We start from the raw sequence: 14098 nt of genomic DNA on the forward strand, positions 1-14098 counted from the left end.
AGTGATGTTTTTAAGTTATGAAAATAAAAGAGGTGCTATTATATATGAAAAGAAAAACATTGGATATTCCAGTTACATTGCGAAGAGAGTGGTTTTTAATAGAGTTAGCTCATTTAACGAAAAAATATGGAATTGAAATTGCAACTAGCAAAATGGAAGCTGCACCGTTTTTAAGAGATCAAGTTACGGAGTCAAAGATAGGGGAAGGGCTACAATATGATAAATATGATGATGAATATATAATTGAAAATTAAAGGGTAACAACAAAATTAAATTAATTTATAACAAAGTATAAAATAAAGCAGATTCTAAATATAGAATCTGCTTTATTATGAAGTACTTGTAGTCAACTAACCTCTTTCTAGTGTTTTTCCTACATATTTCTCTTGCGTTATTCCAAAAGATTCACGAAGAATGCGAGCATAATCTTTAGATTCTATTGGTCGTTTATTTTTAGTGCCTTTAAAGGTTTCTGTATAATTTTTATTTGTTAATGATATGTGACCATAAGTAGTTAATTTACAAGTGATAGCCCCTTTATTAAAAGGAGATTCTTTATGCTCTACAATCACTTTTTGAATGTTATTCACTTTTTTCTCATCTATTGGATCTACAGTGAAAGCATAGCCTATTTTCCATTCGTTTGAAGGTTCAGATTGTAAGAAACTTGTAGATTCCCCGTTAGCTCCTTTTCTCATTTCTAAAATATGCGTACCTTTTCGAGTATTTCGCTTACGAATTCGATATTCTCCTGTTTGAGAGGAGATGACTTCTCCGTTAAAAGGGACTGGATGTAAAGGGAGATGAGATGCAAAACCTGCATCCACAACATAATCTTTATCCTCATGACTTAATATGATAATGACATGACCATCATCGGGTTTCCATTTATTATCGTACAGATCATAAACAGTACCGGCTACTTTGTATACTTGAAACCCACAATCAATTAAAAAATAATACAATAAGGAGTTTAATTCATAACAAAGTCCACCTCGTTTTTGAATAAGTAACTTTTCTATTAAGTTATCTTTTGAGATATTTTTAATAGTACCAGCCATAATATCAAGATTTTCATAGGGGAGAATCATTCCCATTTTTAAGAGAATTTCATCTAAATCATCAAATGTTATTTCTTTTGCAGGAATTTTTAAGCGTTTAAAAAACTCCTTTTGTAAATTGGTCATCATAAAGTATTCTCCTTTCTTTTTACAGAATTTTCTTCTGCTCACCGATAGGTTAGTACTTCTAAAAAGTTAATTCAAGTGCGCGGAAATTATCATAATATATGTTTCTGGAAATGTGATTGTTTTTTCTGAAATTTCAGTTTAATTTTAAATCGTAGGAAAGTCTTATAATATAAGCTCCTTTAAAATTAGTTTGTATTTAATGAAAAGAAAGTACAGATCTTTATTATATTTTTAAATAACTAACTAGTAATAAAATGTTTTTTTACTAAAATTTTTTCAAGATTTGTATGCTTTATATAAACAATATTGATTTAAAAAATATCTGGATGTAGCTAAGTAAACAATTATTGAGAAACTTTTTTGTCGTATTCTATCAAAAGGAAGAGGTAGAAACAAAGAGAATAACGAGAGTTAAGAAAGAGGGTATACAACTAGTAACCTTCTAAAAATAGGGCTAACATCTTTTTAAAATAAAAGATTAGCTATTATTAAGGAAGGGAAAATATAAAATATTATAAAGAACACCTTCTTTCAAAAAAATAGGGGGAGTAATATGCGACTGATGAGAAGATGTGTGGCCTTACTAATTGTATTTTTTATCATGGCTCCAACGATTAGCACAAATGTACAGGCAGAAGTTGTAAAAGAGCTTGGAAAGGGGTTTCCTGATACAGAAGTATTCACACCTGGAGAATGGTTTTTAGGCCAAAAACCTGCTAATTATGATGAGAATAAACCGCCAATTCTCTTTGTACAAGGAAGAAATGGTAATGCTGATAGTTGGTATGGAAAGACAGTATATCATGATATAAATGATATGTATGATTATGCTTTAAAAGCAGGCTATCAAACAGTGTTTATACAATTGTATGATGCTGCGGGGAAAGGTTCGGCTAGTCAGTGGGATAACGGAAAATTGTTAGCACAAAAACTGGAAGAAATATATAATCATTTCGGTAAAAAAGTTAATATTGTAGCGCATAGTAAAGGTGGTATTGATACACAAGCCGCATTAGTTGAATATGGTGCGAATCGATTTGTTGGAAATGTTATTACACTTGCTACACCGCATCACGGCTCAAATTTAGCAGATTTGTCATATAGTTGGTGGGCAGGGTGGCTTGCTTCTATATTAGGTCAAAAAGATGATGGTACGTACTCGTTACAAATAGGTGAAATGGCAAAGTTTCGTTCAATAATAGATAACAACCCAGCAGCTAAATTAAACCGTTACTATACGGCTACTGGAACTAGCTGGGGGCCAACATTTTCTGCATTATCTATGGGTGGGTTATATTTATCATCGTACGGTTCAAATGATGGACTAGTAAATGAATGGAGTGCCAAGCTATCGTACGGTACACATTTATTTACAGATTCCAGATTTGATCATGACAATATAAGAAAAGGATCAGCTGTTTTTGCACGAATTGAACCATATTTACGTACGACAAATGTGGGATTACCAGCTTTAGTAGCATCCAGCACTAGTTCAAATGAAAATCTAGAACAATTAAATACAACTTCAAATCAAAATATTTTAGGAGGCGAATTACCACAAAATCAGTGGATAGAGCAAAGTATTTCTGTTGATAAAAAGGCTGAAGGAATAGTTTCTGTACTAACTGCTTCTTCTGATGTTGAAGTACAAATGGTATCTCCAAAAGGAAAAATCTATGCAAATAAAGATAGCGCTATAACTACTAGTGAAGGCGAATCTTTCTTTAATGGGGCGACAATTAGAACATTTAAGTTTGATAAATTGGAAGTAGGCGAATGGAAAATCAAAATGATGGCGAAGCAGTCGAAAGATGCATATTTAGTTGTAAGCGATTACAAGGATGGCGCGCCATTTGTTCTTCAAATGCCTACAAAAGTTAAAGTAAATAAACCTGAGTATAAACTGAAAAAATCACCTGTAGCACCTGAAATGAAAGGGGATCTTTCCATAACAGTAAGAGTCGTTAATAAAGAAGGTAAGTTAGTCTCTGAATTTAATGAATTACAAAATGTTAATACAAATACATTTACAGGTGCTTTGAAAGATATAAAACAACCGGGAGTATATAACGTTACGATGGATATAAAAGGGATGAATAAAGAAGGAAAATCATATAATCGTACGATTGTTAAGTCGGTTTATGTAGAGAAATAAGGAAGAATAAATAAGTATAATAAAAAAGTGCAGAAATCTTGTGTTAGAAAGAATTCTGCACTTTTTTTGCGTGATGAAAGATAATAAAAGTCGAAGAAAACTGTTATTCAATAAAAAAAGATGCTGAAATAGCATCTGAATGTAAAGAAATAATATTAACTTAGTTTTGTAACTGTTAATTCAACTGAATTTATACCATTGTCACAAGTTGCAATACTTTGACGATTAAAACCACTATTATTTCTAAGTTGAAGAGTTGAATTAGCAGGCACTGTAACAATCGTTTCGCCAACAAGTTGAAGACATTCGTTATTTGATGAAGTATTCATTTGAATAGCGAAGTCACCTTGACTATTAGCAAGTGGATTGTTATTTAAAAATATGGTTATGACTGGGATATGTGGAAATACAGGATTTAAAGTAGTATTAATACTGGAAATGAACGAAACTCTATAATCACCAGCTTGTCTAAAGTGTATAGTAGTGGGATTTAGTAAGGAAACGCCTCCTGCTAAAGGTCCAACGTGATTAAATGGAAAAGGATCGCCAAAAGGAACAGTTATAAATTCAGTTTGCCAAAAAGTTCCGTATGCAGGACAGCTGCGTTTATGTGAATGGTCACATGAACATTTTTTATACGAGTTTGAAGAATGATAGTATGAACCCAATATATTACCTCCTATTCTTAATAAATTTAAACCACATAGTAGTTTATGAAGGTGAATCACAATTGGCGTGTATGCTTGTACTATAAAAGGAGATAGATGTGGAATATAAAGTGGTCAAATGATGAAATGTAGTATTTGGGTATTACCTGTAACACCTTTTGAAGATGATAAGGTTCATAATTTGATAGAAAAATAAATGGAATTTCTAAATAGATTGAAGTAACGAGGAAACGTTTATCCCGCTATTTTCCGAGCAGTAAGACTCCCATCTCAAAATTCAGCGAAAGCAAAGAAGTTAGGTGGGGATGAACAAAACCCCCACTCATTAAAGTTTCACTTTACTATATTAATTTCATCTGACAAACAGCAATATTATCTTTCGCTGTATGGATGTTATCATTTGGTGAAGTTATGGCATTTAACTGTATGTATATTAGGTTATTTAGTTTATTTTTTTATTTGCGTAGCTGAGCAGGAAGAAGTCAGAAAATATAGAATAATGTACATATGAAGCATCGTTTGTTTTTGGTGTGAATAGTAATTAAAGATACGCTAAAATATTTAAAATTGTAACGAAAGAGAGATTAAATAATAGAGGGAGCAACTTACATGGAAAATATATTAAAGGTATCTTCAAAATCAAGCCCAAATTCAGTCGCGGGTGCAATAGCGGGTGTACTAAGAACAAGTGGTAATGTGGAAATTCAAGCGATTGGGGCTGGAGCTATAAATCAAGCGATTAAAGCAATTGCGATTGCAAGAGGGTTCGTCGCTCCAAGTGGTATTGACTTAGCCTTCGTACCAGCATTTCAAGAGATTTCTATCAATAATGAAGATAGAACAGCGATTAAATTAATTGTAGGTCCTAGAAAGAAAAGGTCTTAGTGGAAGAGAGTGTTACTATAAGGGGAAAAGACCAATAGACTTCCCATGTTAGATACGTTATTTTATGTAACCGATCCTTGGGTGTGGACATGGCATTATGCCGGACGCATGTCTGTTAAGTTTTCCTTAAACTTAGCGAGTGTTCTAGATACTTAAAAATGCCAAATCCTTTGTGACATAAGGGATTTGGCATTTTTGATGTTTTTAAAAATAAACAACCCTAAAACTGCTCATTTAGAAGATTTAGTTTTAGTAGCGGCCATTGAACGTTTTTATGATAGTTTACCTGATAAATAGAAGAGTTTACCAATGAAAAGTAACTGGGGGATTCAAAAAATGAATCAAACTATTTTAGAGAAAGTCCTAAAATTTCGGGATGATAGGAACTGGAAGCAGTTCCACAATCCTAAAGATTTAGCTATTTCTCTTTCTTTAGAGGCGAGTGAGTTGTTGGAGAATTTTCAGTGGAAAAGCAGTGAGGAAGCTGTAGAAACAAAAAAAGAAGACATGAAAGATGAGTTGGCAGATCAATTGGATATTGACTTAGAAGAGATTATTATAAACAAAATAGAAAAAATAATAAAAAATATCCAGTAGAGAAATCTCGAGACTCTAAAAAGAAATATAATGAAATTTAAAAAAGGTGGAATTAAATATGTTATATCTTTTTACTGCAAGTAATGATAGTGCTATAAAAAATTTGGAAGCTACTATTGAAAAAATATATCCTATTTCTACATGTTTAGCAGATTTAGATGCCGATACAGTAACTAAACTTAAAGATAATGAATTACATGAGAATGTATGTATGTGGGGAGCAACTCCTGGTTCTTCAAATGTTGATAGATGGGAAAAGTTAAAAGAGGGTGACGGGATTTTAGCATATTCTAAAGGGGAATTTAAGTTTTTCGGGACAATTTTTGCTAAGACTCATAACCCAGATGTGGCTAGAAAAATTTAGAAAACAAACGATAAGGATGAAACTTGGGAATACATCTATTTTATTAAGGACCTAAAACCTGTAAACATTAAAGCAATCGAATTCGCAGCTTTCTTTGGCTACAAATTGAACCATACACCACAAGGATTTACTAATATTGATTCGGATTTTAGTAAAGTAAAGATTGCAGAAGAAGAGAAATCGGAAAATCGAAAAAAAACTAAAATGGAATCTGGTAGGGAAGTATGGCCTCGTGATCCGAAAAAAGCTAAACAAGCTATTAAACAGGCAGAATTTAAATGTGAAATAGATGACACACATGAAACATTTGTATCGGAAGCCAGCCGAAAAAATTATATGGAGGCCCATCATCTAATACCGTTAAGAATGCAACATGATTTTGAAAATAGTTTAGATGTTGTTGGAAATATAGTTAGTATATGTCCGAACTGTCATAGGTTGATTCATTATGGAAGAGACAAAGATAAGAAAAAAGTTTTAGAACTTCTCTTTGAATAAAGAAAAGATTCTTTGAAGAAGTTCGGTATTGAGGTATTTCTCAAAGAGCTATTTGGATACTATGGAATTCTAAAATAAGAATATTCATAGCTATACGGAAGGTAGAATGTTTCATACTTAAACATAGGTATTATTGTGATGGAAATTTAAATTTCGTCTTTTGAAAGTATCAATAATTTGTATTATTTTTATAGGGTTATATATTTTTCTTTTGCTCTGCTGTATAGCAGAGCTCTTTTTTTGTCGTACAAAAGCCACCTATATATGTGAAGTGCACCCCAATTGTTAGGCTGTGTCTAACAATTGGGGTGCACTTCAGTCCTGTCGGGCGGCTTCTTTTAATTTATATTCACCAATTCATCAAACTTAAACTTAGTATTCAAACCAAAAGCATCTGTACAATATATAGTTTTCGTCATCGGTTCAATATGTAATACATTTATGTACATGTCTTGCACCATTCCATCACGATAGTATGAGATATGTATTTCTTCTTCCTCGTGAAAAGATTGCATTAACGCTCTTTCTATTCGTTCCATAGTATCTTGTGTTAAAAAAGGTTTAGGTACTTTATATTGTTCCTCAAACATTCTATGTATTTCCTCGTATTGCTCCGGTATTGAAGCAAACGGATTCCATTTCACCATACCTCTTCCACATACTACAGGAAAGCCGTTATATTCCATGATGTAATACCTCACTTTTGTTTTTTTAACTCCACTACAAACAAGCGTGTGTTCTTTTTTGGGGTTTGAAAAGGGACCATTTTGTTAACATGAATATTCAAAAATAATTTTTTCAAGTTAGAATATTCAAAAACTTATTTATGCAAACAAGCATGTCATGATAACATTTAACAAAAGGGGGTAGAAGTAGATGAGTGTTGACATTATTTCTAAAGAAGAAATCACAAAATTATTAAACGACTGGTATCAAGCTATGATTTCACAACGTGTATTACAGTCTCAGAAAATAAAAGAAGATATTGCAAATAAAATCAATAATATTAAGGAAGACCAAACAATATTAGTCTACTACGCTTTATTGAATGCACGGTATAAACTGCTAATTCGGGATATGGATAGTACAAAAGATATTCTGGACAAAATCGAGCCTTTACCAGAGTCTACAGAAACATTTTTAGAGTACTATCATCATTTATTTAAAGCAATTTACGCTATTAATAAAGCAAACCATAGTGAAGCAAGAATGCAATTTGAAAAAGCTGAAACGTTTTTAGAGTACATGCATGATGAAATTGAAAAAGCTGAATTTAATTATTGGCTTGCAGTCCATTACTATCACGTATTAAAACCGATCCTAGCAGTTCAATTTGCTACAAAGGCGAATGAAGTATTTTCAATTAGTCCAGGGTATGAATTAAAAACTACAGCATGCTTAAATACTTTAGGAATGGCACACATTCGACTAAATGAATTCGAAAGTGCAGAGGAATATTTACTTTCAGCACTAGGTACCTTCCAAAAATCTAATGATGAACTTCTTATTAAACGAGTTAAGCATAATTTAGGACTTTTATACGCAAGTCAAAACATGCCAGAGTTAGCAATTAAACACTTAGAGGATTCATTAGAAAATAACGCTAAAACTATGTTTCTTTTAGCAAGAGAACATTTTAAGTTAGGTTATAGTCATATCGCTAATGAATATATTGAGAATGGCTATAAGATTAGCGACTTATGTTATCGTCATCATTTCCGAATTTTAAAAGCAGTACATAACTATGTACCGCAAGAAGAATTAGAAAATGTGGTTATAGAAGGTATTTCGTATTTTGAAAAAGAAGAATTATATGATTGGGTAAAAGAATATGCTTCTCTTTTAGGTGAAATATTCTATGGTTCAGAAAATCACAGAAAAGCAAGCAAGTATTTGCACATCGCTTTAGATGCAGACAAAAAGAGCATAGAAAGAAGGGCGCTAAAATGAAAAAAGCAATCTTATTAATGATGATGTTATCCGCTGTTTTTACTTTTGGTCTTACTAATGCAAAAGACATACCACAAAACGAAGCAATTGAAGTGTTTATGGATCATGGAGAACATATTTAAAACCTAAGGAAGAGGGCGCTTATAGTGTCCTCTTTTTAATATCTATTATTTATATAATGAGGTTGCAGGTACGTCTTTTGGTTATTGTTTGATAAACGTAAGATGTTTCTAAAAATGTGTATACAAAGGTGTATTTTTGTACTGTATATGTTCACGTACTATATAAAAAAGTATAAAAATCTATAAAAATAATTATTTCAATAAAATTTGTTTTAGATATTAAAAAGTGCCAAAACCCTTGTGGTATAAGGGGTTTGGCACTTTTGTGTTTTTTATATTTTATCAAATAAACAACCCTAAAACTGCTCATTCTTCTCCCAAGATTCAACGATATAATGAGCAATCGTCGGATTGAAGCCTTTACCAACTAAAAACATAATTGCAGCAACTTCTGTTAATGCGTGTTCGTGTGATGTATGTTTTGCTTCATTTAAACCGTAATCTACCCATGGTTTTACGAAATCTAGTACAGGTTTCTTGAAAGGTAAAAATTGTGTACCGACAACTTGTTGAATTTGTTGTTGTGTTGGTTCAGTAATTGGTCCAGGTGGTAAGATTTGTGGTTGTGTAATGTCTAGTGTTGGTCCGGGCGGTAAAATTTGTGGCTGAGTTGGATCTATTGTTGGTGGTTTAGGTGGTGAGACACGTGCGTCGTAGTTTGGTTGATACATTTGTTGTTGATATTGCGGTTGTTGTGGTTGAGTTGTGTATGGGTTTTGTGGTGCTGCATATGGATTTTGTTGATATTGTTGTTCTTGGTTTTGTGGTGCTACATATGGATTTTGTTGATATTGTTGTTCTTGGTTTTGTGGTGCTGCATATGGATTTTGTTGATATTGTTGTTCTTGGTTTTGTGGTATTACATATGGATTTTGAGGATATCGCTGTTCTTGATTTTGTGGTGCTGCATATGGATTTTGAGGATATTCATAATTTGGACGTGTGTCATATGGATTTTGTTGAAATTCAGTTTCTTGGTTTTGCGTTGTTGCATATGGGTTTTCGTCATATTGTTGCTCTTGCTGTTGTAACTCTTGTTCTTCGTATTGTTCTGTGTATCTCTGTTCTTGTTGTTGAGGATACAATGGTTGCCTTGGATAAGGCGGTTGATTATTATAGAACATGTTTATTCCTCCTTCATGATGATGCCTACCACCTAGTGTATGGGCGGACAAGAAAATATGTGATGAAAAAATGCGGGCGTGTTACAATAAGTAACTGGGTGAAGATAAAATGACAAAACAAGAAAAAATTCAAAAAACAATTACTTTTGTAAAACATATTTTAGAAAAAGATGCGAGTGGGCATGATTGGTATCATATTGAACGTGTACATAAAATGGCGATTTCTTTATCTGAGCAAGAAGGTGGAAATCGTTTTATAATTGAAATGGCAGCATTACTTCACGATGTGGCAGATGAAAAGCTAAATGAAAGTGAAGAAGCAGGAATGAAAAAAGTTTCTGATTGGTTAGAAGAGCTACGTGTTGAAGAAGAGGAAAGTAAACATATTCTTCATATCATCGCCAATATGTCTTATAAAGGTGGCCATGGCGGCACAGTAGAGTCACTTGAAGGGAAAATTGTTCAAGATGCGGATCGTTTAGATGCTCTTGGTGCAATAGGAATTGCTCGTACATTTGCATATGGCGGGGCGAAAGGGAGATTAATGTATGACCCAACTATTCCACCGCGTGAAGAAATGACGAAAGAAGAGTATAGAAAAAATAATGATCCATCTTTAAATCATTTTTATGAAAAACTTTTGAAATTAAAAGATTTAATGAATACGAATGCAGCAAAACAAGAGGCTGAAATTCGTCATCTTTATATGGAACAGTTTATTGAACAATTTATGAAAGAGTGGAATGCACAAATATGAAAATGTTAACTGTGGAGAACTTATCAAAATCATATGGAGAAAAGCCGTTATTTGATGGATTATCATGTAGTATTACAGAAGGACAACGTGTCGGAATTATTGGTGTAAACGGAACAGGTAAATCGACATTATTAAAAATTATTGCGGGATTAGAAACTCCTGATACAGGTGATATGACGCATTCACGAGGGTATACAATTAGTTATTTATCACAGCAACCAGAGTTTGATGAAAAACTGACAGTATTAGAGCAAGTGTTCCATGGTGATACACCTTTAATTCGTCTTCTTCGTGATTATGAAAAAGCACTATTAAATATTGAAAAAGATCCAAGTAATGAAAAAGTGCAGGAACAATTATTTGCAGTGCAGCAACGTATGGATGCAATGAGTGCATGGGAAGCAAATGCAAATGCGAAATCTCTTTTAACGAAATTAGGAATTACGGACTTCACTGCAATTGTTGGGAATTTATCTGGTGGACAGAAAAAACGTATCGCAATGGCACAATGTTTTATTGAAACACCGGATTTATTAATTTTAGACGAGCCTACGAACCATCTTGACCACGAGACAGTTGAATGGTTAGAAGAATATTTAGCGAGATATACAGGTTCGGTATTACTTGTAACCCATGATCGTTATTTCTTAGATCGTGTGACGAATCGTATTTTTGAATTAGATAATGGTAAACTATATAGCTACGAAGGAAACTATAGTACATTTTTAGAAGCGAAAGCACTTCGTGAAGAGCAAGAATTGGCACAAGAATCGAAACGCCAAAATTTATATCGTCGTGAACTTGCTTGGATTCGTCGTGGTGCAAAAGCCCGTTCTACGAAACAAAAGGCGCGTATTCAGCGTTTTGATGAGCTAAAGGCACAAGAAGGACCAGCTGCAAAACAGTCAGTTGATATTGCACTAAGCGGAAGTCGTCTAGGAAAGAAAGTACTTGAGTTAAAAGATGTAACGAAAAAATTTGGCGATAAGACGGTATTACATAATTTTAATCATATTGTGAAACCGGGTGATCGTATCGGAATTATTGGGGCGAATGGAAGTGGGAAATCTTCCCTATTAAATATGCTTGCAGGTAAGTTATCTCCTGATAGTGGTGAAGTGGAAGTAGGACAAACTGTAAAAGTTGCTTATTATACGCAAGAAAATGAAGAGATGAATTTAAATCAGCGTATGATTGAATACATTAAAGAGATTGCAGAAGTTATTCATACGACAGATGGAAAAGTAATTGGTGCATCTCAAATGTTAGAACGTTTCTTATTCCCGACGCATTCACATGGTACACCACTTGGTAAACTATCTGGTGGTGAAAGAAGACGTTTATATTTATTACGTATTTTAATGGGAGAACCAAACGTACTTTTACTTGATGAACCTACGAACGATCTAGATACACAAACATTAACAGTACTAGAAGATTATTTAGAAGATTTCCCAGGTGTCGTTTTAACTGTATCGCATGACCGTTACTTCTTAGATAAAGTAGTAGATGAACTGTTCATCTTTACTGGCGGAGGCGAAGTGCGTGAGTTTCTAGGTAGTTATACAGATTATTTAGAAATGGAAAAAACGAGAGAACTTATGGAGAAAGCGGAAGTTCAAAAAGAGAAAAAAGTTGTAGAAGAAGCTCCAAAACAACAACGTAAACGTAAACTTTCATACAATGAACAGCGTGAATGGGAAACGATTGAAGATACAATTGCCGAACTTGAAGAGAAAATTGAGTCAATTGGAGAAGAACTTGCGAAAGTTGGATCTGACTTCACAAAGGCACAAGAATTATCTGAAGCACAGCAGAAAACAGAAGAAGAGCTAGAAAAAAAGATGGAAAGATGGAGTGAACTATCAGACATCGTTGAAGGATTAAAATAAAAACAAGCTGCATATATTGAAAAGTAAAGAGAAAAACTTTACACTATTGGTAGAACCTATTTTAGGAGGGAAAAAATGAGAACATCTAATCCAATGTTGAAAAAAGAGGCATTCCGTAAAGAGGGAGCAAGTGCTTCTGCGATGACGATTGGCGGAACAGTAGGCAAAACGTTCATTATGCTTATCTTGCTACTTGCAACGTCTGTCTATTCATACATACAGATGATGCAGGGGACGATGAAGATGCCAGTATTAATTGGTGCTTTAATCGTTGCGGCAATCATCGCATTTGCGTCTATGTTCTTCCCGCGTATTTCACCTTTTGGTGCACCAATCTATGCAGCGGTAGAAGGGGTTGTGTTAGGAAGTATTTCAGCAGTTTATACAATGAAATTTGGCGATTCTATCGTTTTAAATGCTGTATTACTAACAATCTCAATTCTATTTGCAATGTTAGTGTTATATGCAACACGCGTAGTAAAAGTAACGGATAAATTCCGTACAGGCGTGATGGCAGCAACACTTGGAATTATGGTTATGTATTTAGTCGTATTTCTACTAAATATGTTTGGTGTAACTGTTCCATACATTCACCAAGGTGGTACAATCGGTATTATTATTAGTGCAGTTGTTATTGTAGTTGCTGCATTAAACTTATTACTAGATTTCGATTTAATCGAAAATGGTGTACGTAGTCAAGCTCCGAAATATATGGAGTGGTATACTGCGATGGGATTAATGCTTACATTAGTATGGTTATACTTAGAAATTCTTCGTTTCGTTTCGTACTTTACGAAAAATGACTAATAAAAAAATCCTGCATGAAAAATGCAGGATTTTTTTATTTTCAAAGATATATTGAATGTATGGTATAATATGGATGATAGCAACTTGAAGTGAAGGAGATGGAATATGATGAAAGAGAAGAAGGGGATTATGAAAAAACTATTTTCTAAAAGTTTTTTCATAGAACTAGATGAAGCTTTAACGTATCCATCATCAAAAGTTATTACTTCAGCGATTGAAGGATATGCAACTGAATGCAATGAAAGACTAAAATTTGAGAGTAAAGTTAAACCGATTACTTTCTACTTAGAAAATGCAATGTACCGTGCTGAAATAAAGATGGCTCGCGGAGGATATTACATATCTTGTACTGAAGTGTAATAAATTTTGAAACCATACATGTTTGAACTATGTATGGTTTCTTTTTTTGTTTTGTAAGGTCTAAAATAATACTTTTTACTTACGGATATATCATTTTGTGCTTTTTACCATTCAAACATTTCTCCTTACAATGAAGAAAAACATGTGAGGTGGTATAACTTATGATGAATCGAGTTGTATTAATCGGTAGATTGACAAAGGAGCCAGAATTATACTACACAAAACAGGGCGTCGCTTATGCACGAATATGTGTTGCGGTGAATAGAGGATTTCGAAATAGTTTAGGTGAACAACAAGTCGATTTTATTAATTGTGTCGTTTGGCGCAAATCGGCTGAGAATGTAACTGAATATTGTAAGAAGGGGTCGCTCGTTGGGATTACAGGGCGTATTCAGACTAGTAATTACGATGATGAACAAGGCAAGAGAATATATAGAACTGAAGTTGTGATTGAGAGTATTACCTTTTTGGAGAGAAGGCGGGAGGGGGCATTGTAATAAAAGGTGATTTTAAGTAATAGCTTCGGAAAAAATTGTGGAAAGTATTTTAATAAACTTAATGGATAAAAAATAAAAATCATCGGAAACGAAAGCTTTTAAAATCCCGTTCCTAATTTAAAATGTAAAAAGAATGAAATAGTATGGTAGCGGGAAGAAAGTAGTAAAATTAAGCATCCGAGTAGGAGTATAGAGTGATAACATGTTACAATACAGCTAAGAACATGCAATA

At 33.4% G+C, this 14098-nt stretch carries 17 protein-coding genes; 13 read left to right on the forward strand and 4 right to left on the reverse strand.

What is annotated here, in order from left to right; translation table 11 throughout:
* The first annotated feature begins 44 nt into the window (after positions 1 to 44).
* Positions 45 to 254: a hypothetical protein gene (locus GD442_RS10210; RefSeq protein WP_000824208.1), complete on the forward strand. Its 210-nt coding sequence runs from the start codon at positions 45 to 47 to the stop codon at positions 252 to 254.
* 96 nt (positions 255 to 350) lie between these two features.
* Here GD442_RS10210 and GD442_RS10215 read toward each other — a convergent pair whose 3' ends face one another.
* Positions 351 to 1190, reverse strand: a complete 840-nt coding sequence (locus tag GD442_RS10215; RefSeq protein ID WP_000988903.1) for an arylamine N-acetyltransferase family protein — start codon at positions 1188 to 1190, stop codon at positions 351 to 353.
* Between the two features lie 553 nt (positions 1191 to 1743).
* Between GD442_RS10215 and GD442_RS10220 the strand changes: the two genes are divergently transcribed.
* The gene (locus GD442_RS10220) at positions 1744 to 3345 is read left to right on the forward strand and encodes an esterase/lipase family protein (RefSeq protein WP_001238704.1); all 1602 of its coding nucleotides are present in this window, start codon (positions 1744 to 1746) and stop codon (positions 3343 to 3345) included.
* A gap of 155 nt (positions 3346 to 3500) precedes the next feature.
* Here GD442_RS10220 and GD442_RS10225 read toward each other — a convergent pair whose 3' ends face one another.
* A complete protein-coding gene (locus GD442_RS10225) occupies positions 3501 to 4013 on the reverse strand; it encodes a hypothetical protein (protein WP_000536147.1) in 513 nt (170 codons plus the stop codon).
* 609 nt (positions 4014 to 4622) lie between these two features.
* Here GD442_RS10225 and GD442_RS10230 point away from each other — a divergent pair.
* The 4 genes from GD442_RS10230 (at position 4623) to GD442_RS10245 (ending at position 6357) form a co-directional block, all read left to right on the forward strand.
* Entirely contained in the window at positions 4623 to 4898 is a 276-nt protein-coding gene (locus GD442_RS10230) for a stage V sporulation protein S (RefSeq protein ID WP_000427799.1), read from the forward strand.
* Positions 4899 to 5207: 309 nt separating this feature from the next.
* Positions 5208 to 5495: a nucleoside triphosphate pyrophosphohydrolase family protein gene (locus GD442_RS10235; protein ID WP_002025705.1), complete on the forward strand. Its 288-nt coding sequence runs from the start codon at positions 5208 to 5210 to the stop codon at positions 5493 to 5495.
* 58 nt (positions 5496 to 5553) lie between these two features.
* Positions 5554 to 5859: a hypothetical protein gene (locus GD442_RS10240; RefSeq protein ID WP_000966110.1), complete on the forward strand. Its 306-nt coding sequence runs from the start codon at positions 5554 to 5556 to the stop codon at positions 5857 to 5859.
* Positions 5860 to 5964: 105 nt separating this feature from the next.
* Positions 5965 to 6357, forward strand: a complete 393-nt coding sequence (locus tag GD442_RS10245) for an HNH endonuclease (RefSeq protein WP_001016941.1) — start codon at positions 5965 to 5967, stop codon at positions 6355 to 6357.
* A gap of 338 nt (positions 6358 to 6695) precedes the next feature.
* Here the strand turns inward: GD442_RS10245 and GD442_RS10250 are convergent, their stop codons facing one another.
* Positions 6696 to 7043, reverse strand: coding sequence for a YolD-like family protein (locus GD442_RS10250; RefSeq protein ID WP_000456178.1), 348 nt, complete (start codon positions 7041 to 7043; stop codon positions 6696 to 6698).
* 190 nt (positions 7044 to 7233) lie between these two features.
* On the opposite strand from GD442_RS10250, the gene GD442_RS10255 reads away from it, so the two are divergent.
* Both GD442_RS10255 and GD442_RS10260 read left to right on the forward strand, forming a co-directional pair.
* The gene (locus GD442_RS10255) at positions 7234 to 8307 is read left to right on the forward strand and encodes a response regulator aspartate phosphatase (RefSeq protein ID WP_000109857.1); all 1074 of its coding nucleotides are present in this window, start codon (positions 7234 to 7236) and stop codon (positions 8305 to 8307) included.
* Positions 8304 to 8429 carry an aspartate phosphatase gene (locus GD442_RS10260; protein WP_000709201.1) on the forward strand — a complete coding sequence of 42 codons (126 nt, stop codon included), beginning with the start codon at positions 8304 to 8306 and terminating at the stop codon, positions 8427 to 8429. Before GD442_RS10255 ends, GD442_RS10260 begins: the two co-directional genes overlap by 4 nt.
* Positions 8430 to 8725: 296 nt before the next feature.
* Here the strand turns inward: GD442_RS10260 and GD442_RS10265 are convergent, their stop codons facing one another.
* Positions 8726 to 9553, reverse strand: a complete 828-nt coding sequence (locus GD442_RS10265; RefSeq protein ID WP_000499733.1) for a hypothetical protein — start codon at positions 9551 to 9553, stop codon at positions 8726 to 8728.
* A gap of 109 nt (positions 9554 to 9662) precedes the next feature.
* On the opposite strand from GD442_RS10265, the gene GD442_RS10270 reads away from it, so the two are divergent.
* The 5 genes from GD442_RS10270 (at position 9663) to GD442_RS10290 (ending at position 13866) form a co-directional block, all read left to right on the forward strand.
* Positions 9663 to 10310: an HD domain-containing protein gene (locus GD442_RS10270; protein ID WP_000165965.1), complete on the forward strand. Its 648-nt coding sequence runs from the start codon at positions 9663 to 9665 to the stop codon at positions 10308 to 10310.
* Positions 10307 to 12202, forward strand: a complete 1896-nt coding sequence (locus GD442_RS10275; RefSeq protein ID WP_000783169.1) for an ABC-F family ATP-binding cassette domain-containing protein — start codon at positions 10307 to 10309, stop codon at positions 12200 to 12202. Before GD442_RS10270 ends, GD442_RS10275 begins: the two co-directional genes overlap by 4 nt.
* 75 nt (positions 12203 to 12277) lie before the next feature.
* Positions 12278 to 13009, forward strand: coding sequence for a Bax inhibitor-1/YccA family protein (locus GD442_RS10280; RefSeq protein WP_001260655.1), 732 nt, complete (start codon positions 12278 to 12280; stop codon positions 13007 to 13009).
* Between the two features lie 105 nt (positions 13010 to 13114).
* Positions 13115 to 13369 carry a DUF4318 domain-containing protein gene (locus tag GD442_RS10285; protein ID WP_000975138.1) on the forward strand — a complete coding sequence of 85 codons (255 nt, stop codon included), beginning with the start codon at positions 13115 to 13117 and terminating at the stop codon, positions 13367 to 13369.
* A gap of 161 nt (positions 13370 to 13530) precedes the next feature.
* Positions 13531 to 13866 carry a single-stranded DNA-binding protein gene (locus GD442_RS10290; protein WP_000982017.1) on the forward strand — a complete coding sequence of 112 codons (336 nt, stop codon included), beginning with the start codon at positions 13531 to 13533 and terminating at the stop codon, positions 13864 to 13866.
* Positions 13867 to 14098 lie beyond the last annotated feature (232 nt).

The organism is Bacillus sp. A260, from assembly GCF_009861435.1.
GTDB lineage: Bacteria > Bacillota > Bacilli > Bacillales > Bacillaceae_G > Bacillus_A > Bacillus_A cereus.

What these genes read in the sequence shown, in the direction of transcription:
- GD442_RS10210 (WP_000824208.1), top strand. Translation starts at nt 45, where the DNA reads ATGAAAAGAAAAACATTGGATATTCCAGTTACATTGCGAAGAGAGTGG.
- GD442_RS10215 (WP_000988903.1), bottom strand. Translation starts at nt 1,190, where the DNA reads ATGATGACCAATTTACAAAAGGAGTTTTTTAAACGCTTAAAAATTCCT.
- GD442_RS10220 (WP_001238704.1), top strand. Translation starts at nt 1,744, where the DNA reads ATGCGACTGATGAGAAGATGTGTGGCCTTACTAATTGTATTTTTTATC.
- GD442_RS10230 (WP_000427799.1), top strand. Translation starts at nt 4,623, where the DNA reads ATGGAAAATATATTAAAGGTATCTTCAAAATCAAGCCCAAATTCAGTC.
- GD442_RS10235 (WP_002025705.1), top strand. Translation starts at nt 5,208, where the DNA reads ATGAAAAGTAACTGGGGGATTCAAAAAATGAATCAAACTATTTTAGAG.
- GD442_RS10240 (WP_000966110.1), top strand. Translation starts at nt 5,554, where the DNA reads ATGTTATATCTTTTTACTGCAAGTAATGATAGTGCTATAAAAAATTTG.
- GD442_RS10250 (WP_000456178.1), bottom strand. Translation starts at nt 7,043, where the DNA reads ATGGAATATAACGGCTTTCCTGTAGTATGTGGAAGAGGTATGGTGAAA.
- GD442_RS10255 (WP_000109857.1), top strand. Translation starts at nt 7,234, where the DNA reads ATGAGTGTTGACATTATTTCTAAAGAAGAAATCACAAAATTATTAAAC.
- GD442_RS10260 (WP_000709201.1), top strand. Translation starts at nt 8,304, where the DNA reads ATGAAAAAAGCAATCTTATTAATGATGATGTTATCCGCTGTTTTTACT.
- GD442_RS10265 (WP_000499733.1), bottom strand. Translation starts at nt 9,553, where the DNA reads ATGTTCTATAATAATCAACCGCCTTATCCAAGGCAACCATTGTATCCT.
- GD442_RS10270 (WP_000165965.1), top strand. Translation starts at nt 9,663, where the DNA reads ATGACAAAACAAGAAAAAATTCAAAAAACAATTACTTTTGTAAAACAT.
- GD442_RS10275 (WP_000783169.1), top strand. Translation starts at nt 10,307, where the DNA reads ATGAAAATGTTAACTGTGGAGAACTTATCAAAATCATATGGAGAAAAG.
- GD442_RS10280 (WP_001260655.1), top strand. Translation starts at nt 12,278, where the DNA reads ATGAGAACATCTAATCCAATGTTGAAAAAAGAGGCATTCCGTAAAGAG.
- GD442_RS10285 (WP_000975138.1), top strand. Translation starts at nt 13,115, where the DNA reads ATGATGAAAGAGAAGAAGGGGATTATGAAAAAACTATTTTCTAAAAGT.
- GD442_RS10290 (WP_000982017.1), top strand. Translation starts at nt 13,531, where the DNA reads ATGATGAATCGAGTTGTATTAATCGGTAGATTGACAAAGGAGCCAGAA.